Here is a 23,336-nt window from a genome sequence, read left to right as displayed (position 1 = left end):
TTTTTAATTGTGTTTTAAATATTTTCCATGGAAAATATTTGGTTTTAAAAACAGGCTATCTCGTAGCCTATTTTTATTACTTGTATTAACGGACTTTGTCCAAAAGATCACTTAATTGTTTGGCTTCTTCTTCCGTTAATTTGTCGAGAACTTTACGTTTTTCTCCTATTTTGTCAATTTCTTTCAATAAGTTCAATCCGGCATCGGTAATGGCAATATGAACTACTCTCCGATCTTCTGGACAACGAATGCGTTCTATGAGATTTTTACTGCATAATTTGTCCATCAAGCGTGTTGCATTTGGTGCTCTTTCAATCATTCTGTCTTTGATCTCTTGCACTTTTATTGCGTTTCCTGCTCCACGTAATATTCTCAATATGTTGAATTGTTGCGGAGAGATTCCGTAGGGTTTAAAAAAATCATTTTCTAAACTCGTAATCCAATTTGCGGTATATTTTATATTGATAAACGCTTTCACTCTTTCAGATGGAAATGTTGATTGTATGTCTTTTGCAATGTCTCCCATGCTTTGTTGTCTCTTTTTAATTATCCTTTAAAACCAGCGGCAATGTGTGCGCCATCACAATACGGTTTGTTATTAGAAGCTCCACATCTACAAAATGCTGTTGTTTTGTTGCGTTTCTCTTTGGTTCCATCAGAATTTGTAATGTTTAGCGTACCATATACTATTAAAGGTCCGTTTTCCATAGCTTCCACTTTGGTTTCCAAGTGCATTTCTTCTGGATCATCTTCTTTGTTACTTCTGTATGATAATGCTCCTGATGGACAGGCCACAATTTGTTTTTTGATACGTTCTGTACTAGCACCATCCATATTCACCCAAGGTCTGTTTTGCGGATTGAATACTTGCAACAAGCCTTTCCAACAGTTTTTGGAATGTGTACATGTTTTCGGTTTCCAAACCACGGTAATGTCTTCATTACTGTATTCTTTGATGATTTCTTTTTCTGCCATGATTGCTAGTTTTTAATGATTCTTGCTCCTTAAAGATACAAAAGCTATTACTCAAAAATTGCTTTTGATAATACAAATACAGCTTCTTCTAGTTTTTCTGCTAAGGCTGCATCCTTTATTCCATTTTCTGAAAAATTATCTCCAAAAGATGGCAATGAAAAGTCAGCTACAATGTTTCCGCCCATGTATGGGAATCTTCCTTTAGCAATATCCAACACTGTTTGTCCACCTCTTCCACCTGGAGAAGTTGCCATTAATAACATGGGTACATTGGACCATAATTTTCCATCAATACGTGACATCCAATCAAAGATATTTTTAAAGACTGTTGCATACGCGCCATTGTGTTCTGCTAAGGATAATACAATTCCGTCCGCAGCTTTTATTTCGTTTAAAAACGCATGTGCATTGTCTGGAATGCCACTTTCCGCTTCTCTATCAATTCCATATAATGGCAATTTGTAATCGTTTAAATCTAATACTTTTACTTCTGCATCTTTTACCAAACCAGCTGCATATGCGGCTAATTTTTTGTTGATCGATGTTTTACTATCGCTACCTGCAAAGGCTATTATTGTTTTCATGTTTTATTTTTTATCGTGTAATTAATCAATTAAATATTTCCTGTTTTCTTTCCAAAATAATAAGAGCTTAGTAAAAGCACTAATGCGATGATTGCACCTGTTTGTTCTCCATCACCAATCATATAGTGAGCAAAAAAAGCAAGTACTACATTAAAAAAGAAACCTGCATACGCCCATTCTTTGATGGTCTTGTATTTTGTTTGCCAAATGGTGATCAATCCTAAAATTTTAGCAATCCCTAATGGATAAATAATGTAAGTTGGATATCCGAAACTTGTAAATCCTTTTACCATATCGGCATTCTTAAAAAAATACATACTTGCCGAAAATAACATTAATGCTGTAAATAAACCTGTAAGTACGTAATAAATTATTTTTTGAGTTTTCATGTTTGTTAGTTTTTAAATTCTTTACAAAGCTACGTAAAATATTTTTATTTTCCAAGGAAACTATTTCCATGTAATATTTTAATGATTTTTTAAGAAAACTTTCAAACGCTGTCACTTTCAATAGCGATAATAGTTTCGTATTTTTACGAGCGAAAATTTTATAACCATGGACATTAACTTCAATAAGAACGAAGATCACAACAGACTTTTAGCATCAGAATTACGTCAACGCTTAGCCAAAGTAGCTTTGGGCGGCGGACAGAAACGTATTGATAAATTGCACAGCAAAGGAAAAATGACTGCTCGCGAACGTATTGATTTTCTGTTAGATACTAAGAAACCTTCGATTGAAATTGGAGCTTTTGTTGGAGATGAAATGTATGAAGAACATGGTGGTTGCCCTTCTGGCGGTGTTGTTGTGAAGATTGGATATGTGAAAGGAAAACAATGTATTGTGGTTGCCAATGACGCAACTGTGAAAGCAGGTGCTTGGTTTCCTATTACCGCAAAAAAGAACTTACGCGCACAAGAAATTTCTATTGAAAATAGATTGCCTATTATTTATTTGGTAGATAGCGCTGGTGTGTATTTGCCGATGCAGGATGAAATTTTCCCTGATAAGGAACACTTTGGACGTATTTTTAGAAATAATGCTGTGATGAGTAGCATGGGAATTACCCAAATTGCTGCCGTAATGGGAAGTTGTGTCGCTGGTGGCGCATATTTACCTATTATGAGTGATGAAGCGTTGATTGTTGATAAAACAGGAAGTATTTTCTTGGCAGGAAGCTATTTAGTGAAAGCTGCTATTGGTGAAAGTATTGATAATGAAACTTTAGGTGGTGCTACTACGCATTGTGAAATTTCGGGTGTAACTGATTATAAATCGAAAGATGATAAAGATGCGTTGACCACGATTCAGAATATTGTAAGTAAGATTGGTGATTATACTCCGACAGGTTATAATCGTGAGAAAGCTGCGAAACCAACCGAAAATCCAGATGATATTTTCGGAATTCTTCCAAAAGCACGTCATGAACAGTATGACATGAAAGAAATCATTAAACGAATTGTTGATAATTCTGAGTTTGATGAATATAAAGAAGGATACGGCCAAAGTATTATTACCGCATACGCGAGAATTGATGGTTGGGCTGTTGGAATTGTGGCAAATCAACGAAAGTTAGTAAAAACCAAGAAAGGAGAAATGCAGTTTGGTGGTGTGATTTATTCTGATTCTGCTGATAAAGCCACACGATTTATAGCAAATTGTAACCAAAAGAAGATTCCGTTAGTGTTTTTACAAGATGTTACTGGATTTATGGTAGGAAGTAAATCGGAACATGGGGGAATTATTAAAGATGGAGCCAAAATGGTAAATGCGGTGAGTAATAGTGTGGTTCCTAAGTTTACGATTGTGATTGGAAATTCGTACGGTGCAGGAAATTATGCTATGTGCGGAAAAGCCTATGACCCAAGATTAATCGCTGCCTGGCCAAGTGCTGAATTGGCGGTAATGAGTGGAAATTCTGCTGCAAAGGTATTGTTACAGATTGAAACTGCTTCTTTGAAGAAACAAGGAGAAGAAATTACGAAAGAGAAAGAAGATGAGTTATTCAATAAGATAAAGTCACGCTATGACAAGCAGATTTCTCCATATTATGCGGCTGCACGTTTATGGACCGATGCTATTATCAATCCGTTAGATACACGTACTTGGATTTCTATGGGAATTGAAGCTGCGAATCAAGCTCCGATTGAGAAACCTTTTAATTTGGGAGTTATTCAGGTGTAGTTAGATACGCTGACGCTTTTGGACTCGTTGCTCTTTTAGATTGTTAGACACGGCTTTGCCTCTTCTCTTAGAATGTTAGTATCGCTTCGCTGTTAGATTGTTAGACACGGCTTTGCCTTTGGATTTTTTTATTTTGCTGCGCTCAATGTTGTTTTTTTGATCGCTTTGCTTGTTTGTTGATTTGTTAGGATTGCAAAAGTGTTGATTTGTTTTTTTGATCGCTTCGCTTGTTTGTCAATTTGTTATGTTTGGCTGAACTTATAGCAGTATGAATTTATTATGCTAGTTGAAATTGAAGTTGTCATTATATTAATGTATTTTCAACTGTGCTCAAGTTGACATTTGAAACCTCTCAATACTAAAAACTAACTTCTCACTACTAATTTTAGTATTAAAATTCTTTAAAAAACGCAGAAATTAGCGAAATGACTTCAAAAGTTGTAAAAAACTTATTTTTAAATGACTTATATAAGAAAAGGCCTAGTAACTTAATTACCAGACCTTTTCCCCCTAAAAAACCTAAAATAACCTAATCTTTATTTCGTTTGAAAGCAAAGATTCGCTTCTATAAAAGTCACAAATTCTATGCCATTCTACATAATTTTTATGAATAATTTAACAAAAAAAGAAAAACCTAATAAATCAGAATTTTACTCACAATTGAGATTTTTAATATCTGAGTCTTGCCCTGATATTTTTTAAATGAATTCTTTACATACTCCTCAAAGATTTTCAATGAGGTCGTATTTATTAGGTTTTTCAAAACAACTAAACAACCAACCTTTCGTTAATTCTATATTAAAAGTACGTTACTACTTTTGATTCTGAAACCCATATTGAGCAAACGCTCTGTATTGGTGAGTGAAGTCATATACTTACTTAGTTGGCATTGGTGATGCCTTTACCAATCGTATGAACTCCGCTCTATATCCGTTTTTGTCTTCTCCTCTACCCAATTCTGCTAAGTTTACTACATCCTTTATTTTTGAATTGTTATGATATTCAGAACCTCTTAATTGCATTCCGAATAAAGCAACAGCTGCTGTAAAGTTGAAATCATCTGAAGCATTTTTAGCTACTTCATTTTCAACAACTGCTTTTAACTGAATACTTCTTTTTTTATCTGGCTTCTTGTAACGAATTTTCACTGTCAATAATTCGTCCGAATATGATTTTACATCCACATTTTTATTGGTGTATTTTAAATCGTCTACATCTTTCAAATACTCCGTTTTTATACCAACAGGAATAATTTCATATAAAGCAGTTACCGTATGTCCTGCGCCTAATTCACCTGCATCTTTTGTATCATCTTTAAAATCTTCATCATTTAACAATCTATTTTCATATCCAATTAAACGATACGCTTGTACGGTATTTGGGTTAAACTCCAATTGTAACTTTACATCTTTTGCAATTGTATATAAAGTTCCACCGAATTCTTTTCCAAAAATCTTATGCGCTTCTTGCATTGTATCGACATATGCATGATTTCCATTTCCTTTGTCTGCCAACAATTCCAAACGATCATCTTTATAATTCCCCATTCCAAAACCTAATACAGATAAATAAACTCCAGTTTCACGTTTCGCTTCAATCAAGGTTTCCATATGATCTTTGCTTGTTTGTCCTACATTAAAATCACCATCTGTTGCTAGAATCACACGATTGTTTCCTTTTTTAATGAAATTTTCTGCTGCAATTTTATAAGCCAATTCTATTCCTGCGCCACCAGCTGTTGATCCGCCAGCACTTAATTTATCTAACGCTGCTAAGATTTTTTCTTTATTGTCACCCGATGTTGGTTCTAACACCATTCCGGCAGCACCTGCATACACAACAATGGCAACTTTGTCTTCTTTTCGCATTTTATCAACCATTAATTTAAAAGCAGATTTTAATAATGGTAGTTTATTTTGTGACGACATAGAACCCGAAACATCAATTAAGAAGGTAAAGTTTGATGGCGGAATTTTATGTAAAGGAATTTCTTTCCCTTTCAAAGCAATTTTTAGCAATTTTGTATCTGTATTCCAAGGTGTTGTGCCAACTTCTGTATGAATAGCTAATGGATGTCTTCCTTTTGGTTGTTTGTAATCGTACTCAAAATAATTGATCATTTCTTCAATTTTCACCGCATCCACAGGTATTGTTTCTCCATTGTTAATCATACGTCGCACATTGCTATAAGCAGCTTTATCTACATCAATAGAAAACGTAGATAATGGTGTTAAGGTTGCTCTTTTAAACGTATTTTCATTAATTTCTTTATATGATTCTGTTGAAGCCTGATATTGTGGATTGTAATATCCCAGATTTCCTTGTATTGAGCTTTGTCCTCTTATAATTATTCTTTTACTTAGATTTGGTTGCCCACTACTAGAACTAACACTAACTCCAGCAGCAGCGCCACTTAGCACTTGATCCATTGAAACAGTACTAACTGCGGAAGACACTTTAGCAGAATTATTTTTACTTCCATACGAAGTTACTACAACCTCATCCAACGTTGCATCTTGCTTCAGTTGAATGTTCATTATTTTTTGAGATACTACTACTTCTTGGGTTGCATATCCAACATAGGAAAAGACTAAAATTGCACCGACATTTGTATTGATTTTATACTTTCCATCAAAATCGGTCGTCATTCCTTTGGCTGTACCTTTTATCAGTATAGATGCACCTGGTAATGGCATTCCTGAATCGTCAGTTACTTTTCCGCTGACTTCAATTTTTTGTGCCCAAACTTGACTAATCATCAAGAATATGCAAAGTGTTAAGAGCTTTTTCATCATAGTATTGTTTTAATAGTTCTAAACGAAACTAAACAACCATACCGTGTTAAAAAACTGGAATTGAGTGAAGTGCTATTTTGAGTTAGGGAACTGAGTTTTGGGTTTTGGGTTTTGGGTTTTGGGTTTTGGGTTTTGTACATTCATAATAAAAGCTTCACAAGTATGCGAAGCTTTTGTATAAACTAAATTGTATTAAGCACAGTCTACAACAGTTTCTTGACACGGAGATGCCAAACCTGTATCTCCATCACAAACTGGTCTTTCTGTCAAATTGAGACAGGCATTCCCTAGTGTTAGTTCTCCTGAACAAATTCTTGGATGCGTGTGACAATACCAAAATAACCATGATCCTTCATCTGCTTCATTTCCTCCATAAATTATATTTTCAGGTTGTAACATCGAAATAGCTTTTTTATTTAGCGACAACTTTTTTAAACTCCTTTTTTTCTTCATTACTATAAAATTTAAATTAAACATTACCCAAAATTTATAACAGATCTGACTACTTTCAAATTGATAGTAGTCTGATTTTTACAATTACGAGTATTAAAAAAAGAATTTCAAACCTTATGCATAAGATACATGGAGGTTTGCCACAATGTAGTGTGAAAGGAAAGCCAGTTCTTCCTTGTAGTGAACTTTGCAATACCGAACAATTGTGTTGTACTCATGAAGAAACGTGCGAGTGTAAAGGTTAATATCGAGAAAGTCAAAGCTTCATACAAAAGTGGAACTTTGATTTATAAACATGCTAAAGCCAGCGTTTTAACACGTTGTACTTTTCCAGTATTCGTTTCAGAGAAGTTTTTTACTATAAAAATAGCTTTTGGGATTTCGAATTTTGAAAGCTTTTTAGAATCTTTGATGGTTTGTAAAAGTTGAGAAACATTTATATTTTCTAAGGTGTCTTCCACTAGCAATACCAACTTTTTTCCTAATTGCGCATCGTCAATGGCAGCAACAAAAAATCGTGTTTTGATCAAGGCACTCAGCTTTTCCTCTATTTGTTCGGGATGTAGTTTGATACCGCCACTGTTAATTACATTGTCATGTCTTCCTAACCAATTGAATTTCGTTTGCGAGATGATTTCAACCACATCATTGGTCACAATTGTCTCGTTGGTAATTCTTGGCGCGTTAATCACCAAACAGTTTCGATCGTCTGTACTAATGTGAATTTTAGGCAACGTTTGATAATTCGCTGTCTTTCCTTTCGGGAGATGATTTAATGGTTTTGCCGCTATGTGCGTGATAGTTTCTGTCATTCCATACGTAGCAAATATCTTAGAAGAAACCGTTTGCAAACGTTCAATTAAAGCGGATGAAGCTGGCGCACCACCAACGATTAAGGTTTTAATTTGCGATAAGTTTTCTATTGAATTTTCAACTTGTAACGGAACCATCGCACCAAAATCATATTCTTTTTGAAGGTTCTCTAAAGGATTGGAGGTTGGTGCTATCAAATCTAACGACCATCCTAAAATCATGGCGCGAACCAACATCATTTTTCCAGCAATAAAATTTGAAGGCAAACATTGCAACGCGGTAGCTCCGGGTTTGATTCCGAAAAAATCACCTGTTGCCAACGCAGAATGTACCATTGCTTGTTTCTCTAAACGAATTTGCTTTGGTTTCCCTGTAGAACCTGAAGTAAAAACATCTACATAGGGTTTCTCATCCAACCAATCGATTAAAAAATTACCCATCGTTTGTTCATGTGATGTTCCTTCTTTTACAAAGCTGTAAGCAACTTCTTTTAAGGCTTCTCTATCGAAGTAATTGCCATCTAATTTAAACTTTAGATGAATATTTTTAAAGCTTGGAATCATTTTTGTTAATTGTTCTATAAAATTAAAGATTCACATCGAGAAATCGCCCATTTCTTGCAGAGTTTTTAGTATTTTAGTGGATAACACTTATTTTTTGCGATACAATATTTTTGAAGAAGATTTGTTTGTGATAAAGTAAGTTTCTCCTCAACAATTTTAAATTGTAATTTATGACAACATCATATATGAAATTCCCTGTAGTATTGCTGTTTTTGGTAGCAAATATTTGCTTGGCACAGAAAAATACAAACGAAGATTTCCGTTTCCTAGAACGCACCGAAAATATTAAAATCAACTTGCAAAAAGGTTCCTTTAATATTGTAAAGAGCATTCACGAAAAAGCAGAATATATAACTGCTAACAAACTATATTTTGCGAATGAAGTACTGCATTTTGACAGTTTTACCAAATTAGAAGATATTGAAGCTACTACGTATTTACCAACTTCTGGGAAAACGCTAGAAGTTGATTATATAGAAACAAAGCACGAGTTTGACGATGGTATTTTTTATAGCGATCAGCAAACGAAAAACTTCACCTTTCCAGGAGTAACCAAAGGCGCTATTACCGATTTAAAATATAAAGAAGTCATCAGCGAACCACACTTTTTAGGTTTGTTTCGTTTTGGAACCTACGCGCCAACACAAAAAGCAGTATTGCGCATTGAGTTTCCTAAAAATGTAGAGATTGGTTATAAAGAATTTCACACCGAAAATATTCAAATTGATTTCCAAAAAGAAGAAACGAAAAACAGTAATATCTATACATGGACCACGGAAAATGTAGCAAAATTTAGCATGGAAGACGATGCCGAAGCTGCATTATATCACTTACCACATGTCATTTTACATATTAAAAATTACAAAGAAAATAACAAAACCATTCCAATTTTAAACAACGTAAACGATCTGTACAGTTGGTACGCTTCTTTAGCCAAACAAGTCGATGAAAATGATTTAAAAAAAGTATATCAAATCGCAGAAGATATTGCTAAAAAATATAAAACTGATCGTGAAAAAGCAGAAGCAATTTACAATTGGGTACAAGAGAATATTACGTATGTAGCTTTTGAAGATGGTTTAGGAGGATTCATTCCGCGTGGCGCTGCAAGTGTTTGTAAAAACCGTTATGGTGATTGTAAAGACATGGCAAATTTACTGTATGTAATGTTGAATCGTGTGGGAATTCCGTCTTATAGAACTTGGATTGGTACACGCGATCGTCCGTATTTGTATGACGAAGTACCAACACCAATGGTTGACAATCATATGATTACTGCGACGGTGATTGATAAAGACACCATTTTTATTGATGGAACCGATAGTTATGTCAATTTTGGAATGCCAAGTTCCTTTACGCAAACAAAAGAAGCTTTAATTGGAATTTCTCCTGAAAAATTTGTCCTTAAAAAAGTGCCTGTGCAACCTTCTGAAAAGAGTAAAACTGCTATCAATACGACGATTACTTTTGAAGATGGCAATATCAAAGCTTCTGAAAAACGTATTATGACAGGATACGAAAAAGTAGATTTTGTCACAGATTATCTATACAAGAAAAAAGACAATACAGAAGAAGAGTTTTTAAACACAACCTTGGCACTTGGTAATAACAAAACAAAGTATCAAAATATTAAAGTTTCACCATTAGAATCAAAGTATAAAACATTGACGCTATCTTTTGATTTATTGATTGAAAGCTACGCGAAAACTATTGGTTCAAAGACCATTTTAAACCTCAATATTGACCGCGTATTATCGAAGCAAAAGATTGATATTGAAGCGCGTAAATACGCCAAAAAGATCGATCATCAGTTTCAAAAGGAATACACAACTACTTTTGTTGTTCCTGAAGGTTACAAAGTGACTTCGGTGCCAAAACCTATCAAATATGACGGAAAAGCTTATGGTTTTGACATTCATTACGAACAAAAAGAAGGAAAAATTATTCAACACAAAACCATTTACATCAATACGTTACGTGTAGAAAAAAATGATTTTGAAGCTTGGAATAGTTTTGTCAAAAAATTAATAAAAGCCTACAAAAAAAGTATTATTATTGAAAAGTAAATTAACATCTATGAGAGCAGTTATTGTCATCCTTTTGTGTTTATGTACAACACAAGCATTTTCTCAATTCTACAAAGATTATGATTGGGCAAAGAAACCGAAACTACACAAATTATCTGATAAAGAAGCCAACGAATCTTCCATTGCAATCATGGAAAAATATATGGTAGAATATGTAGTACCAAAGTTCGGCAACGAGCTGCAAAAGTTTGAAACAACGCATACGATTGCACGTGTACATGACGAAAAAGGAATTAAAACACACAATACGGTGTATATTTCTATGTACGATGTCATTAATATTGTAGATATTAAAGCACGTACAATTACGCCCGATGGAAAAGTGACCTTGTTGAACAAAGACAATATCAAAGAAGTCAAAAATGTAGAAGAATACGGCGATTTTAAAATCTTTGCTATTGAAGGTGCTGAAAAGGATTCGGAAATTGAAGTCTTATATACGTTGGAAAAAGAATACTCTGCTTTTGGGCGCGAAACATTACAGAAAAGCTATCCGATTAAAAAGCTGGAATACGATTTTATTTATGGAAAATTGCCTGGTCGTACAAAAGTATACAATGCTTTTACGGATTTTGACAATCGTACGTATAATAAAAGAGAAGGAAAACAACTGGTACTGGAAGATATTGTTCCTATGATTGAAGAAGAATACGCAACGCCAGATTCTAATAAAATCTATGTTGCTTTTCAATGTTTTGGTCCTGGAACACAAGTAACCGATGATATGTTGTGGAGCAATGTAGTGACGAATATTACGGAAGGAATGTTTCCTGAAAAAGTGAATCCTGAGATTACAAAAATTGTAGCAGGCATTCTTAAAGATCAAAAAACAGATGCGTATACCAAAGCGTATTTGATTGATGATTATGTAAAGAAGAATTATACAATTGTAAAAAACAACAACTCACAACTTTCTGAAATTGATTATATTATCAAAAATAAATCGGCAAGTGATTTGGGAATCATCAAAGTATATTCGCATTTATTAGAAGCTGCAAAAGTGGAATATATGCCTGTAATTACGTCAGATGTATATGAGCATAAATTTGATTCTGAATTCTTTAATCCGACAGCTTTGCGCGAATTTTTAATTTACATTCCAGAAGCCTACAACTATATTACGCCAAATAGAGTGGATTACCGTTTGAGTGAAATTCCGCCGAATATTTTAGGGAATACAGGAATTTTCGTGAACAATAAAAAGCAATTCAGCTTCTATAAAATACTACAAAAAGACCAAGATTATAGTCGTGTTGTGCGCAATATGAATATTTCTTTTGAAGATGAAATGGAATATGTGAAAATTAACCAGAATCAAGAGTATTACGGACATTGGGCAATGAACAACAGAGCGTACTTAAATCTAGCGCCAGAACAAGCTGTCAAAGAATTTGAAGACTACTTAACAGGTTCTGGAATTGAAGATAAAGTGGTTAAAAAATACGAGACTGCCAACAAGGAAATGCTGCAATTGGAATACAACAAACCATTTTTGGTAAGCAGTACCATAACTTCTGAATCTTTATTGGAAGAAGCTGGTGAGAGTTATATTTTTCAGGTGGGAAAAGTCATTGGAACGCAAAGTGAATTGTACCAAGAAACCGAGCGTATCAATCCAATTCAGATGCAATATCCAAATCGTTACAATTATGAAATTGTAGTAACGATTCCTTCAGATTATGAAATTGAAGGCTTAGAATCGCTGATCATTAAGAAAGAATTGCTAGATGAAGAAGGAAATCAGAAATGTAAGTTTGAATCTAATTATAAACTAGACGGAAATAAACTCACAATTACTATTGAAGAATTCTATAAAGAATTTGAATATGAAATTACTGAATATGAAGGCTTTAGAGAAGTGATCAATGCGGCTTCTGACTTTAACAAAGCTGCAATTTTGATGAATCCAAAGGAGTAAAGAATAATAGCTTTTTATTTTAAGCAAATTAACACAAATGTCAAATCGAGCGCAGTTAGAAAGCTTACAAAACTATTTTGTTTCATTTAAATCTCGACTGCGCTCAATTTGACATTTTTTAGTTATTAAACTATATACAATCTTTCTATTACCAACACTTTAAACCATGTTAGATCATTTTCCTCCACATTTTTTAGTAGGCGTTGCCCTTGGAATAATTTTACTTATAAACTTGATTTACCAGCGTTTCAAGAAAAAAAAGTAGCAACGTATTGTCTTTCTATTTTATAAATTAAACATATTTATTTAATAAAACGAATAATCCTTTTCTTTCAAATAAATTGTTTTTGTAGTAATTTAAATCATCATTAATTAAAAAATTATTACAATTATGAAAAAACAACAGATCAAAAGTTTACAATTAAACAAGAAGTCTATTTCAAACCTAAACTCCAAGGAAATTAAAGGAGGAGTTATTCCAACACTTGGCGTAATTTGTACAGTATCAATCGCGGTATGTACACGCTGGAATGGATGTGACTTACCAACAATTGGACACGATGATGGTTCTAACTGTCTAAGTCAAGAAGCCAATTGGTGTGGCGGTAGATAAAATCTATCCTAAAAAAAATGAGGAGTCCGTCAATTATGGCGGACTTTTTTTATAGAATCTCCATAAAACTTCTTTTCTCTTCCTTAAAAAGAAAGATAAAATTTATACTTTTTGAGTATTTTTCTTTCAAATCAAAAAATATTTCATTAACTTAATCTACTATTAATCAATAAATTACAACCATTATGAAGAAAAAAGAAATTAAAAACTTAAAATTGAACAAGAAATCAATTTCTCATTTAAGTTCAAACAGTATCCAAGGAGGAACAATTCCAACGCTTGGAGTTATTTGTACCATTACAATTCCTGTTTCAATCGCAGCTTGTACTCAATGGGACGGATGTGACCTTCCAACTATCGGACACGACGATGGTTCTATTTGCTTAAGCAAAGAAGCAGATTGGTGTAATGGTAGATAAAACTATCATACAAAAACCTACAAAAAGTAAGTCCGTCAATTATGGCGGACTTTTTTTTAATGTAAGATCTCAATATTATAAAGTTAGATTTTAAAAATAGAAAAATTCGTATCTTAGAAGAACCGATTAAATACCACTAAAGTATGAATTACAAAACTACAATTTGTTACCTATTACTGCTCAGTAGTTTTCTTTCGTATTCACAATTATTAGGTGAAGTTGCCAACGATTCTTTGGTTAAATATCCTGAATATATTGCGACACAACAACTCAAAGAAAACATTTACATTCATACAGATAAAGATATTTACGAACCCGGCGAAGACGTATGGTTTAAAGCTTATTTACTAAATGGAAATACCTTAAAGCTATCTACGAATACTGAGATGATTTTTGTAACACTGACACAGTTACATCCAGATGGAGATAAAACCATTATCCATGAAAAGTACGAAGCTGCAAATGGTTTTGCTAATGGACATTTATTTTTAAAGGAAACTTTAGATATTGGAAGGTATCAATTGGCGATTTACACAAAGAACACCTTAGAAAGTACCTCAAAAGAGTTTCTTGGCGTAAAAGAAATTCAGATCAAACAAAGTGTCATTCCCAAGATTTTAATTGATGCAGAGTTTTCTGAAACAGAATACCATCGAAATGAAGACATCGCGGCAGAAATTGCCGTATTTTCCAGAGGTCGCGCGCCTTATGTAAATGCCACTGTGATTGCACAATTGTATAACGGATCGAAAAAATTAGCTCGAACTCGAATCAAAACAAACGAAGAAGGAATTGTCAATATTAACTTTCCTGCCGAAAAAAGTAATAAAGCGACACATATTAAACTTCGTGTAAAATACAAAAGACAAGAAGCCATTCATCGTATTGAGATTCCTTTTAAAAGTATGAACGAAATTCAATTTGGAATGTATCCTGAAGGTGGAAGTTTAGTAGCGAATTTACCAAATACGGTAGCATTTAAAGCCTTAGATCCTAGTGGACGACCTGTGGAAGTAAAAGGTATTTTGTTTGAAAACGGAAAAAAAGTACAATCATTTTCCGCTGTGCATAACGGAATGGGCACGTTTAATTTTAATCCGAAAGCAAATCAAACATATACCATAAAATTAACCGAACCTAAAATTGATAGCATTTTTCAAGTACCTAAAATTTTACCAGAAGGCATTAAATTGCAAGTAGACCGAAGAAATGAAAAGCACGTACATTTTAGCATTACGCGATCAGAAAATATTCCGTCACAAAAAGTGTATATCAGAGCGCAAAATCGCGGATTGGTCTATTGGATGGCAACAGCTTCCTTAGAAAAAGAGCGTGTTCGTTTTAGATTACCTTTAGACAAATTTCCACAAGGAATTGCAGAAGTCACCATTTTTGACGAGCATTTTCAACCTTTGGCAGAACGCTTGGTATATGCGAATATGCATCAAAAATTAAACGTAATACTCAAAGAAATTTCTCGAAGTTCTTTTACACAAAAAGACAAAGTTACTATGAAATTTGAAGTGACAGATCAAAATAAAAATCCTGCAATTGCAAATTTTAGCATGAGTGTACACGATCATTTATATGCTGATACAACCAATGATTACGCGTTGTTTCCGCATTATTATCTCTTTTCAGAATTAAAAGGTCATGTGTATGATGCTGGTTATTATTTCAATCCGAAAAATAAAAAGAGGGAAAAACATTTAGATTTATTATTGCTCACACAAGGTTGGCGTAATTATGTTTGGAACAAAAAACAACTTTCACACGAAATAAACACCGTACAATTTGATCCATTTATCAAAGGAAAAGTATTTCAACAATTAGCCAATGGCGCTTTACAAAATGCTCCTGAAGCAACCGTTAATGTTACATATCCAACTTATACAATAGGCGTAAAAACGGATATAACGGCTTCTTTTGATTTACCGTTATCTGCATACAAAGAAGCACAAGGAACAGAGTTGGTATTTATTCCATTTGAGAACAAGAATGTGGTTATTCAACTTAACGATCCTTTTAAAAATATTGAAAAAATGACGGAAGAATGTACTTTCACTTTTCCAGAAAATGATTTGGCTATACAAAAGAAGAAGCAATCTTCATACGATACTAAATTTAGTTTTACGGAAACCAATTTTTTGGACGAAGTGAACTTAGATTCTTTTAGCGGACGCCATAGAAATCGTGGCAGCGAAGGAGAATTTGGCGATAATTACGGAGATTATGTATGTCAGTTTAATATTTTAAATTGTAGAAACCATCCTACGGGAAGAAAACCTGAAGATGGCCAAACCTATCGTTTAAATGATGGCAGATACGTAACGTATATTTTCAAAAAGGCAAAAGCTGAAAGTGCTAAAAACAGTCGTTTTATAAAAATTCGAGGATTGTATCCAGCAAAGGAATTTTACAGTCCGCAATACGATAAAAATCCAGATGAAGCTATGTTTCCAGACAATAGAAAAACCTTGTTTTGGGCGCCAAATTTGGTCTCCAATAAAAACGGCGAGATTGAAGTAAGCTTTTATACCTCTGATGTGCAGACTACCTTTTTAGGAAAATTGGAAGGAACCAATGGAAATGGTTTGTTAGGCGGAACTGTTTTTCAGTTTGATGTGAATTGAGTTATTTTATTTTCTAAACAACTTCCCAAAAAAACCTTTGGGACTTTCTTTTTTTGTAATTTTTGATACGTTTATATCTGTGGTATCATTGGTTAAATTTCTGATACCGTTGTATAACGATTCAGCTTGTTTTTGAAGAGGTGTCAAGGAATCAAGAGGGTAAAAAACGTCGTAAGCATCCATTCCAACAGGGAAATTTGTTCTCTCAACCCAAGTTTTTTCCAATAATTCAGGCAACGGACTCATTACAATTTTTTCGTCAAAGCTTTTTTTAGCTCTTTCAATAAATTGGTCGTCAATATTAGAAATAACTTTAGAAAAAAAATCGACTCCAGTTGCAGGAATATGTAATAGAAAAATTTGAGTTTTACCGTTTAGTTTATAAATATTCAGCACCTTAAAGTAACTATTGGCATTAATGCAACAATGTCCATATTTTTCAACATCCGGATTAACTTTATATAACTTTGCTGCTTTGGATGATGCTACAATAAATCGGGTGTTTTTATCCAATCCTGCTCCTTTCCAGCTCACATCTAGGAAAAAGCCATTTCTTAGAATTTGACCTTCTTTGTATCGTTCAGTTACAGAACTTTTAAGTTCACAATCTCTATAATACAGCGTAGCACCAGGATAGGTCCAGTTAAAAATTTCTTCAGAATTTTCGAATACTTTTTCTTCCTTATCAGTCATTAATTGTTTGTTTTACGATTCCTAACTTATGAATTAGCGTCTACTTTTTATGTGCTATAACTTCATTGATATAATCAATTAATTTCGCTTTATCTTCTGCATTCAGTGCTTTTTGATTCAGTTGATAAAATGCTGCAATTGTGTTGGAATCCAGATTTCCTTGAAAGTGTAAAAATGTAATTTCTTCAATAAAACTGTCTGTATGAATATCGTGATATGCTGCTTTTAATACAGCTAATTCGTCATGGGCAATGAGTTTCTTTCTTTCTTCAGTAGATAAATCGGTGGTTAAATATGTAGTATCAACTGCGATTTTAGAAATTAATTCAGGTTTCACTTTTCCTTTTCCATTACAATAAGCACACGAACCGGGAAGCCATTTCAATTCTTTGTTTAAGCGTTTTATATCGTCCAAATCTACATGTCCTTTTCCTAAACATCGTGGACACTGTACTTTTTCTTTATTAAAAAATTTACTTATAAAACTCATCTTTTCAATCTTAACATTATGATTTCAATTGCTACTTTCACTATTCTTCAATCTTAAATTGCGAACCATCTTTTGAAGAAACCTCATCTTCAAATTCTGCGGCGAGTTCGTCTCGTTGAAAAGCATGGAAACGCTTTCGCTGATAACTTAAATAGCCAATATCATTTTCTACCATTTGATCAAATTCTGATTCAGTTACCGAAAATGTATGTCGTTCTGCCGTGTCTAAATCTTCAAAAATTACTTTGAATACATTTCTAGAATGATTCTTGTTTCTATTGCGTCTTTGTACTCTCTTTTCAACCACTTTTACAGGAATTTCAAGTACAGGAGCACGATTGTTAAGTACTTTTTCATTGATCGTTTTAAAAAGTCCAGCGACAATGATCACACATACGGTAATAATTACAATGACAAAGAGCATATCAGATTGGGTAGAATCCATAACTGTATTTATTTTTATTAAACTATAGTATTTGGTTGTAAGACAGCATCACTTCAAAATTTTTTACAACCTTAATTTTTTAATTTTTAAATGGAGCTTCAAGTACAACCGTACTTTCGGAAGCACTTGGCACGCGACCGAATAGCTTTTCTTTCCAATGCGTCCATTTGTATTTTTTTGTAAAAATGAGCAAGATAATTGGATATGCAATGACAATCGGAACCAAAATATGAAAAAATGATGGTGAGCTTTCTTGCGGAACGTACTTAAATAACGAATCGGTTCGCAAGCTAGAATATTCTGCAGTAGCTAGTGTTGCAGCTAAAAAGTTGTTTGCAAAATGAAATCCTAATGCCAGTTCCAAACCTTCATCCATTAAGGTCATGATTCCTAAAAACAAACCTGTTCCTATATAAAATATCATCGTAACTCCACCCATCGTTGCTACTTCAGGATTTGCAGAATGTAACAAACCAAACGTAACCGAAGTCAGCAGTAACGGAAACCATCTATTTCTGGCAAGAATTCCGATTTGTTGCATGAAATATCCTCTGAATAAGTATTCTTCAAAACCAATTTGAAAAGGAAAAAGTATCAAACTCAATACAATCAACATAAAGAAACTCACAGGTTTAAAGTCCAACACAACCATTCCTGGATACAGATAACATTCTACAGCAAAAGAAGCAATTCCTAAAAAAAGTACCAATCCGAAAGAAAAGGCAATTCGTTTTAAATCGACCTTACTGCGCGCTGTCGTCAACGAAACAAGACTTCGTTTATGTAAATAAATAACCAATCCGAAAAGCATCAATAAGAGAAATACAAAAAAGGATAAGTTCACAACAAACCAAAAGTTTTTATTGGACACTTGTTGGTACATTTCTTCCATTTGTTTTGCAGTGTCAATATCTCCAAACAATACATAAATAATGTTTACTATAAAAATTGCAAGCATCAATATGCTGGTAAGAATCACTTTCCAATTGGCGTTATCTCCTTTGTAAGCTTGTTGTATAAACATGTTTCTGTTTTTTATAAATATGGTACGTCCCACGACATTTCAGGATTGTAATGCAATGCGCCGTTTTGTATGTTTAGTGGTGAATCAAAATTGTTGGTATACAAACCGCCTGTTCCCAAACCTTGTGGCAACGCACTTTGCAAGGTATGCGTCCATTGTGCAATAGCATTTAAACCAATATTGCTTTCTAAAGCACTTGTAATCCACCAATCGATATTTTGTTTGGCTGCCAACGAAATCCATTCGTTACTTCCGGCATAACCGCCAACTAAACTGGGTTTCAAGATAATGAATTGTGGCTGAATGGTTTCCAATACTTTTTGTTTGTCAGATGTATGAAAAACACCAATCAATTCTTCATCTAAAGCAATTGGTAATGGTGTCATTTCGCAAAGTCTGGCCATTTCTTCCAATTGTCCTTGCTTGATCGGTTGTTCTATAGAATGTAAATCCAGTTGAGACAAGCGTTTGAGCTTTTCTAAGGCGTTTTCAGATGTAAATGCGCCATTGGCATCTACGCGTAATTCTATATCGTTTACAGAATATTCATTGCGAATACTTTGTAATAATTTGAGTTCTGTTTCAAAATCAATAGCACCAATCTTCATTTTAATACAGGAAAAACCTGCGGCAAGTTTCTCTTTGATTTGCGATTTCATAAATGTTGCATCGCCCATCCAAATTAAACCATTGATATCAATAGCTTCGTTACCTTCGGTAAATGCTGATGGATGCAAAATATAAGGTGAAGTTGAGCCTAAAGAACGAAATGCTTGCTCTACGCCAAACTGAATTGATGGAAACTCGATTAATGCTTGCAATAGCGCTTCTTCTCCTAAAGTGATGTTTTCACAAGTCCAACGTAATTTCTCTTCATATTCAGGCACATCATCAATACTCAAACTTCGTAAAATTCCGCACTCTCCTATTCCTTGTTTTCCTTCTGAAAAAAGCTGGATAAACCAAGTTTCTTTTTGTTTTAATATGCCGCGCGATGTTCCGCTTGGTCGTTTAAAATCTAAAATATGTTTGTGATAAGTTGCTTTCATCTATGTTTTCTAGACTTCTTAGATTATTAGAATTATTAGAATTGTTAGAATTTTAGACCAATCTATACTCCATTTGTTACATCGAGCGCAGTCGAGATGCCATTTTATTAATTATACATTCAAAGATTTCCCTATATCAAGTAAAACCAATGATTTTGCTTTTTCTTTAAACCTAATCTTAGCAGCTTCTTTGTCTATTGCTATTGGTGGAAAAGAATCGTAATGATATCCTAAAACTCTGCCGCATTCTACAAAATCACTAGCAATAATCGCATCTTCAACGCCCATTGTGAAGGTATCTCCAATTGGTAGAATAGCTACATCTAATTTTGTTTGCATCGGAATGAGTTTCATGTCGTAAGTCAACGCAGTATCTCCTGCGATATAAATAGATTTTCCATTGGCTGTTAATACAAATCCGCCTGGTTGTCCTCCATACGAACCATCGGGAAACGATGATGTATGAATGGCATTTACATATTTTGCAGAAAATGTTTCAGTTGTGTACGTTCCACCGTGATTCATCGCAAAAACGTTGAAATCTTTTGCGCCATAATGCATTGCAATTTCATAATTAGATACAATAGTTGCACCTGTATTTTTCGCAATCGCTTCTACATCTAAAATATGATCTTGATGTGCGTGCGTTACTAGAATATAATCTGCTTGTAAGTTATTAATATCAATATGAGCAGCTAGTGGATTTCCTGAAATAAAAGGATCTACAATAATAGAAGTTTCGCTAAATTCAATATGTAATGAAGCGTGTCCTAAATAAGTGATTTTCATATTATATCTGTTTTTTTTAGTTGAATATTGAGAATAAAATCGCGTATAAAAAAGTACTCAAAGCCACTTTTTTAAGTTCTGGATCTAATTCTTTGTGAATGATGTTTTTGCCAACCACAACCATGTTCATGATTAAAGGTACAAAAGCTATTAAGAAAATGTAATTTTTATAAGAATGAATTCCTTGTAGATTGACGTACAGCAACGAACAAGCCAATGCGCCAATTATCAGTGCGTAATGATATAGTTTTGCATTTTGACTTCCCATTTTTACGACCAAGGTATTTTTTCCATGTGCTTTGTCTTTGATACGATCGCGCATATTGTTTAAGTTCAATACAGCTACACTCAACAATCCAATGGCCGTTGCTGGCAAGAAAATTTCAAAATTCAATGATTTTGTATATAAAAAGTAGCTTCCCACAACACTTAACCATCCAAAAAATAGAAATACAAAAATATCTCCCAAACCAGAATAGCCATAGGCACTTTTCCCAACCGTGTATTTCACGGCAGCAATAATAGCCGCTATTCCTAAAAATAAAAAGAGAATGGAATACTTAAAGTTTTCACTTCCAAAAGCTACATAAATGACTCCTAAAGCCAGTAAAAGAGTTATGATAGCCGTAAGAATCATGGCGTTTTTCATTTGCTTTGGCGAAATAATTCCCGAAGCTACCATACGCTGTTCTCCTTCTCTATCTTCGTCTGTTCCGCGAATTCCATCACCGTAATCATTGGCAAAATTTGATAATACTTGAAAACCGATGGTTGTGAGAATGGCAAGTATAAAAATGAGGTAATTCTTTTCAAATCGCGGAATTTGCACAAGAACCGTTTCATTTAGTAAACCTGTTGAAAAATTGGCTAACGAACAACCTACTATAATTCCAGAAACGGACAATGGTAAGGTTCGTAATCGTGCAGCAGCTAACCATGCTTTTATCATGTACAATTAATTTTTGTAAAGATAACTTTTAAAAAGTATTGAAAAAACACTTGGTATTGTTTTTGCGATGGTTTGAATCATAATATTCTATTAATTTTTATGCGCAATTCTGAGTTTTACTTACATTGCAACAAGTTTTACTTTTAGTCTATGAACACAGTTATACGCATCTTTTTATTTTTCTTTGCTGTTAGTTTTGTGCATGCGCAAGAAACTCAAATTTGGAACACGTATCAAGCCAAACAAGAACAAGGTGTAAGTTCTACAAATTTGCGAATGGATTTGATTGAAAAAGCGCCTATCAACGCATACGACTTTCTTTTTTATGTAAAAATTAAATATAAAGTTACCAAAGAAAGTGACTTTCCTGTTGGGAATAAGTTGAAGAAATTATACCGAATCAAAGACGCTATTTATGATAAAATGCAATCGGTTGCTGACGAAAGTTATTATGTAGGTTCATTTATGTATGACGGAAGTCGTTTTGAGTATTATTATGTAAAAGATGCTTCTGATATTGAACGTCATATCGACAAATTGTTTAGAAATAAGTTTCGTGGTGAAAAATATGAAGTCTTTGTAAAGTCTGATCCTGCTTGGGATTTGTATATCAATTTTTTATATCCGAATGACGAAATCAAAAATTTCATGTCCAATCGCGATACTGTAATTCAATTAAAAAACGCGGGAGATGATGTTGTAAAACCTAGGAAAATTGAGCATTATGCTACGTTTTCAACTATCAACGAAATGAACTTGTTTGCAGATGCTGTTCAAAAACTTTCGTATACTATAGCATATAAGAAGAAAGTTAAGAATGATAAATTTCCTCATGAAGTCAAGTTTTATCGCGACAATTCTGTGACTTTAGAAAACACCATGAAATTCACTACGGAACTCATCAATCTTGCCAAAGAGATGAATGGAAATTATGATGGTTGGGAAACGTTTGTGGTGAAGAAGGCGGAATAGGTTTTTAGACACGCTTTGCTGTTAGACCGCTAACGCTGTTAGATATTAGACTGCTTCGCAGTTAGATTTTTGAGTCTTGGATCTTAACTCTTAAAAAGTATCATTTTTATTTCAAGCAAAAAACGTCACTTCGAGTGATTTTTCGCAGAAAAATTGTATCGAGAAGTACTTTATTTCAAAACTATTCTCGACTGCGCTCGAATTGACATTTGAAACTTCTCAATTTAAAATTCAACATTTAGCATTTAAAATTTCAAGAATCAAAACCTCAATCCAACGCCCATATTCACCGTATGAATGTTTTCGTTATAACGATTTCCAGAAGTATTTCCATCTAAATCTAACTTGATAAAATCGGCAGAAACCTCAACAAAGAATGTTTCCGTAAGATCGTACGCGGCGCCAAATCCCCAATTGATACCGTTTTGCGTATCGTTAAATCGATCACCATTAGGCTGAATGACAGGATTAGGACTTCCAAAATCAAAATTTGCATTGGCAGCATTCAAAGAAGTCGTAAATACACTCCAACCCAACGAAACATAGGGTTTGAATTGTGGCAGACTGTTTAAATTGAATTCACCAATCAGTTTTGGTTTCAACACAAAAGCACCACCATTTACATCATCTACAAAGTTATAATTGAAATAATCAACTGAGAATGCCAGTTTTGGAGAAATCAGTTCCGTATCTGCAAATTGATATCTAAAATCTAAACCTATCAAACCATCATAAGCAAATACCATAAAGTTATCTCCTGTAGATAATGGAAAATGCAATCCGATTTCAAATTTACGATCTGTATTTTGTCCAATTCCTATAAAGAAAGACAACAAAAACATAGAAACTATGAACTTTTTCATTGTGTGAGTCGATTAGTGTATACAC

The 23,336-nt window shown here is 33.8% G+C and carries 22 protein-coding genes; 7 read left to right on the top strand and 15 right to left on the bottom strand.

Annotation, left to right across the window (positions count from 1 at the left end; genetic code table 11):
- Positions 1 to 85 precede the first annotated feature (85 nt).
- Genes Q0845_RS22265 through Q0845_RS22250 form a run of 4 tightly spaced genes read right to left on the bottom strand, consistent with a single transcriptional unit; the run spans position 86 to position 1,948 of the window.
- Positions 86 to 526 carry a MarR family winged helix-turn-helix transcriptional regulator gene (locus tag Q0845_RS22265; protein WP_298518146.1) on the bottom strand — a complete coding sequence of 147 codons (441 nt, stop codon included), beginning with the start codon at positions 524 to 526 and terminating at the stop codon, positions 86 to 88.
- Positions 527 to 546: 20 nt separating this feature from the next.
- Positions 547 to 975, bottom strand: coding sequence for a (4Fe-4S)-binding protein (locus Q0845_RS22260; protein WP_298518143.1), 429 nt, complete (start codon positions 973 to 975; stop codon positions 547 to 549).
- 47 nt (positions 976 to 1,022) lie between these two features.
- Complete coding sequence (locus tag Q0845_RS22255; RefSeq protein WP_298518141.1) at positions 1,023 to 1,559, bottom strand: NADPH-dependent FMN reductase; 537 nt, start codon at positions 1,557 to 1,559, stop codon at positions 1,023 to 1,025.
- Positions 1,560 to 1,588: 29 nt separating this feature from the next.
- Positions 1,589 to 1,948: a DoxX family protein gene (locus tag Q0845_RS22250; protein ID WP_298518138.1), complete on the bottom strand. Its 360-nt coding sequence runs from the start codon at positions 1,946 to 1,948 to the stop codon at positions 1,589 to 1,591.
- A gap of 166 nt (positions 1,949 to 2,114) precedes the next feature.
- Here Q0845_RS22250 and Q0845_RS22245 point away from each other — a divergent pair, with 166 nt between their 5' ends.
- A complete protein-coding gene (locus tag Q0845_RS22245) occupies positions 2,115 to 3,743 on the top strand; it encodes an acyl-CoA carboxylase subunit beta (RefSeq protein WP_298518136.1) in 1,629 nt (542 codons plus the stop codon).
- Between the two features lie 875 nt (positions 3,744 to 4,618).
- Here Q0845_RS22245 and Q0845_RS22240 read toward each other — a convergent pair.
- The 3 genes from Q0845_RS22240 to Q0845_RS22230 all read right to left on the bottom strand — a co-directional run bounded on the left by Q0845_RS22240 (position 4,619) and on the right by Q0845_RS22230 (position 8,367).
- On the bottom strand, positions 4,619 to 6,535 hold the full coding sequence (locus Q0845_RS22240; RefSeq protein ID WP_298518359.1) for a von Willebrand factor type A domain-containing protein: 1,917 nt from the start codon (positions 6,533 to 6,535) through the stop codon (positions 4,619 to 4,621).
- Between the two features lie 195 nt (positions 6,536 to 6,730).
- Positions 6,731 to 6,991: a class I lanthipeptide gene (locus Q0845_RS22235; protein WP_298518133.1), complete on the bottom strand. Its 261-nt coding sequence runs from the start codon at positions 6,989 to 6,991 to the stop codon at positions 6,731 to 6,733.
- Positions 6,992 to 7,278: 287 nt separating this feature from the next.
- Positions 7,279 to 8,367 carry an AMP-binding protein gene (locus tag Q0845_RS22230; RefSeq protein WP_298518129.1) on the bottom strand — a complete coding sequence of 363 codons (1,089 nt, stop codon included), beginning with the start codon at positions 8,365 to 8,367 and terminating at the stop codon, positions 7,279 to 7,281.
- A 170-nt stretch (positions 8,368 to 8,537) separates the two neighbouring features.
- On the opposite strand from Q0845_RS22230, the gene Q0845_RS22225 reads away from it, so the two are divergent.
- The 5 genes from Q0845_RS22225 (at position 8,538) to Q0845_RS22205 (ending at position 16,037) form a co-directional block, all read left to right on the top strand.
- Positions 8,538 to 10,433: a DUF3857 domain-containing protein gene (locus Q0845_RS22225; RefSeq protein ID WP_298518126.1), complete on the top strand. Its 1,896-nt coding sequence runs from the start codon at positions 8,538 to 8,540 to the stop codon at positions 10,431 to 10,433.
- A gap of 10 nt (positions 10,434 to 10,443) precedes the next feature.
- Entirely contained in the window at positions 10,444 to 12,372 is a 1,929-nt protein-coding gene (locus Q0845_RS22220) for a hypothetical protein (RefSeq protein ID WP_298518124.1), read from the top strand.
- 391 nt (positions 12,373 to 12,763) lie between these two features.
- The gene (locus Q0845_RS22215) at positions 12,764 to 12,985 is read left to right on the top strand and encodes a hypothetical protein (protein WP_298518121.1); all 222 of its coding nucleotides are present in this window, start codon (positions 12,764 to 12,766) and stop codon (positions 12,983 to 12,985) included.
- 185 nt (positions 12,986 to 13,170) lie between these two features.
- Positions 13,171 to 13,404 (top strand): hypothetical protein, encoded by a 234-nt coding sequence (locus Q0845_RS22210; protein ID WP_298518118.1) that lies wholly within the window; start codon positions 13,171 to 13,173, stop codon positions 13,402 to 13,404.
- 143 nt (positions 13,405 to 13,547) lie between these two features.
- Positions 13,548 to 16,037 (top strand): MG2 domain-containing protein, encoded by a 2,490-nt coding sequence (locus Q0845_RS22205; RefSeq protein ID WP_298518115.1) that lies wholly within the window; start codon positions 13,548 to 13,550, stop codon positions 16,035 to 16,037.
- 6 nt (positions 16,038 to 16,043) lie between these two features.
- Here the strand turns inward: Q0845_RS22205 and Q0845_RS22200 are convergent, their stop codons facing one another.
- The 7 genes from Q0845_RS22200 to menA all read right to left on the bottom strand — a co-directional run bounded on the left by Q0845_RS22200 (position 16,044) and on the right by menA (position 21,476).
- On the bottom strand, positions 16,044 to 16,730 hold the full coding sequence (locus tag Q0845_RS22200) for a hypothetical protein (protein WP_298518113.1): 687 nt from the start codon (positions 16,728 to 16,730) through the stop codon (positions 16,044 to 16,046).
- A gap of 40 nt (positions 16,731 to 16,770) precedes the next feature.
- On the bottom strand, positions 16,771 to 17,220 hold the full coding sequence (locus Q0845_RS22195) for a hypothetical protein (protein WP_298518110.1): 450 nt from the start codon (positions 17,218 to 17,220) through the stop codon (positions 16,771 to 16,773).
- Positions 17,221 to 17,260: 40 nt separating this feature from the next.
- Positions 17,261 to 17,665: a DUF2500 domain-containing protein gene (locus Q0845_RS22190; protein ID WP_298518107.1), complete on the bottom strand. Its 405-nt coding sequence runs from the start codon at positions 17,663 to 17,665 to the stop codon at positions 17,261 to 17,263.
- A 79-nt stretch (positions 17,666 to 17,744) separates the two neighbouring features.
- Positions 17,745 to 18,689, bottom strand: coding sequence for a CPBP family intramembrane glutamic endopeptidase (locus tag Q0845_RS22185; protein WP_298518104.1), 945 nt, complete (start codon positions 18,687 to 18,689; stop codon positions 17,745 to 17,747).
- 11 nt (positions 18,690 to 18,700) lie between these two features.
- Positions 18,701 to 19,738 carry an o-succinylbenzoate synthase gene (locus Q0845_RS22180; RefSeq protein ID WP_298518101.1) on the bottom strand — a complete coding sequence of 346 codons (1,038 nt, stop codon included), beginning with the start codon at positions 19,736 to 19,738 and terminating at the stop codon, positions 18,701 to 18,703.
- 111 nt (positions 19,739 to 19,849) lie between these two features.
- Positions 19,850 to 20,527, bottom strand: a complete 678-nt coding sequence (locus tag Q0845_RS22175; RefSeq protein ID WP_298518098.1) for a metal-dependent hydrolase — start codon at positions 20,525 to 20,527, stop codon at positions 19,850 to 19,852.
- Positions 20,528 to 20,543: 16 nt separating this feature from the next.
- The gene (menA, locus tag Q0845_RS22170) at positions 20,544 to 21,476 is read right to left on the bottom strand and encodes a 1,4-dihydroxy-2-naphthoate octaprenyltransferase (protein ID WP_298518095.1); all 933 of its coding nucleotides are present in this window, start codon (positions 21,474 to 21,476) and stop codon (positions 20,544 to 20,546) included.
- Between the two features lie 150 nt (positions 21,477 to 21,626).
- Here menA and Q0845_RS22165 point away from each other — a divergent pair, with 150 nt between their 5' ends.
- Positions 21,627 to 22,448 carry a DUF695 domain-containing protein gene (locus Q0845_RS22165; protein ID WP_298518092.1) on the top strand — a complete coding sequence of 274 codons (822 nt, stop codon included), beginning with the start codon at positions 21,627 to 21,629 and terminating at the stop codon, positions 22,446 to 22,448.
- 260 nt (positions 22,449 to 22,708) lie between these two features.
- Here Q0845_RS22165 and Q0845_RS22160 read toward each other — a convergent pair whose 3' ends face one another.
- A complete protein-coding gene (locus Q0845_RS22160) occupies positions 22,709 to 23,311 on the bottom strand; it encodes an outer membrane beta-barrel protein (protein WP_298518089.1) in 603 nt (200 codons plus the stop codon).
- Between the last annotated feature and the right edge of the window lie 25 nt (positions 23,312 to 23,336).

This window comes from uncultured Kordia sp. (genome assembly GCF_947489565.1).
Classification (GTDB): Bacteria; Bacteroidota; Bacteroidia; order Flavobacteriales; family Flavobacteriaceae; genus Kordia.
Note: the sequence above shows the minus strand (reverse complement) of the source record. Positions and strands in the feature narration are given on the sequence as shown.

Excerpts from the sequence above, each read along its gene's own strand:
- menA (WP_298518095.1), bottom strand. The coding sequence starts at position 21,476 with ATGATAAAAGCATGGTTAGCTGCTGCACGATTACGAACCTTACCATTG.
- Q0845_RS22250 (WP_298518138.1), bottom strand. The coding sequence starts at position 1,948 with ATGAAAACTCAAAAAATAATTTATTACGTACTTACAGGTTTATTTACA.
- Q0845_RS22245 (WP_298518136.1), top strand. The coding sequence starts at position 2,115 with ATGGACATTAACTTCAATAAGAACGAAGATCACAACAGACTTTTAGCA.
- Q0845_RS22200 (WP_298518113.1), bottom strand. The coding sequence starts at position 16,730 with ATGACTGATAAGGAAGAAAAAGTATTCGAAAATTCTGAAGAAATTTTT.
- Q0845_RS22210 (WP_298518118.1), top strand. The coding sequence starts at position 13,171 with ATGAAGAAAAAAGAAATTAAAAACTTAAAATTGAACAAGAAATCAATT.
- Q0845_RS22180 (WP_298518101.1), bottom strand. The coding sequence starts at position 19,738 with ATGAAAGCAACTTATCACAAACATATTTTAGATTTTAAACGACCAAGC.
- Q0845_RS22195 (WP_298518110.1), bottom strand. The coding sequence starts at position 17,220 with ATGAGTTTTATAAGTAAATTTTTTAATAAAGAAAAAGTACAGTGTCCA.
- Q0845_RS22175 (WP_298518098.1), bottom strand. The coding sequence starts at position 20,527 with ATGAAAATCACTTATTTAGGACACGCTTCATTACATATTGAATTTAGC.
- Q0845_RS22235 (WP_298518133.1), bottom strand. The coding sequence starts at position 6,991 with ATGAAGAAAAAAAGGAGTTTAAAAAAGTTGTCGCTAAATAAAAAAGCT.
- Q0845_RS22160 (WP_298518089.1), bottom strand. The coding sequence starts at position 23,311 with ATGAAAAAGTTCATAGTTTCTATGTTTTTGTTGTCTTTCTTTATAGGA.
- Q0845_RS22190 (WP_298518107.1), bottom strand. The coding sequence starts at position 17,665 with ATGGATTCTACCCAATCTGATATGCTCTTTGTCATTGTAATTATTACC.
- Q0845_RS22240 (WP_298518359.1), bottom strand. The coding sequence starts at position 6,535 with ATGAAAAAGCTCTTAACACTTTGCATATTCTTGATGATTAGTCAAGTT.
- Q0845_RS22230 (WP_298518129.1), bottom strand. The coding sequence starts at position 8,367 with ATGATTCCAAGCTTTAAAAATATTCATCTAAAGTTTAAATTAGATGGC.
- Q0845_RS22165 (WP_298518092.1), top strand. The coding sequence starts at position 21,627 with ATGAACACAGTTATACGCATCTTTTTATTTTTCTTTGCTGTTAGTTTT.
- Q0845_RS22220 (WP_298518124.1), top strand. The coding sequence starts at position 10,444 with ATGAGAGCAGTTATTGTCATCCTTTTGTGTTTATGTACAACACAAGCA.
- Q0845_RS22255 (WP_298518141.1), bottom strand. The coding sequence starts at position 1,559 with ATGAAAACAATAATAGCCTTTGCAGGTAGCGATAGTAAAACATCGATC.
- Q0845_RS22205 (WP_298518115.1), top strand. The coding sequence starts at position 13,548 with ATGAATTACAAAACTACAATTTGTTACCTATTACTGCTCAGTAGTTTT.
- Q0845_RS22225 (WP_298518126.1), top strand. The coding sequence starts at position 8,538 with ATGACAACATCATATATGAAATTCCCTGTAGTATTGCTGTTTTTGGTA.
- Q0845_RS22260 (WP_298518143.1), bottom strand. The coding sequence starts at position 975 with ATGGCAGAAAAAGAAATCATCAAAGAATACAGTAATGAAGACATTACC.
- Q0845_RS22185 (WP_298518104.1), bottom strand. The coding sequence starts at position 18,689 with ATGTTTATACAACAAGCTTACAAAGGAGATAACGCCAATTGGAAAGTG.
- Q0845_RS22265 (WP_298518146.1), bottom strand. The coding sequence starts at position 526 with ATGGGAGACATTGCAAAAGACATACAATCAACATTTCCATCTGAAAGA.
- Q0845_RS22215 (WP_298518121.1), top strand. The coding sequence starts at position 12,764 with ATGAAAAAACAACAGATCAAAAGTTTACAATTAAACAAGAAGTCTATT.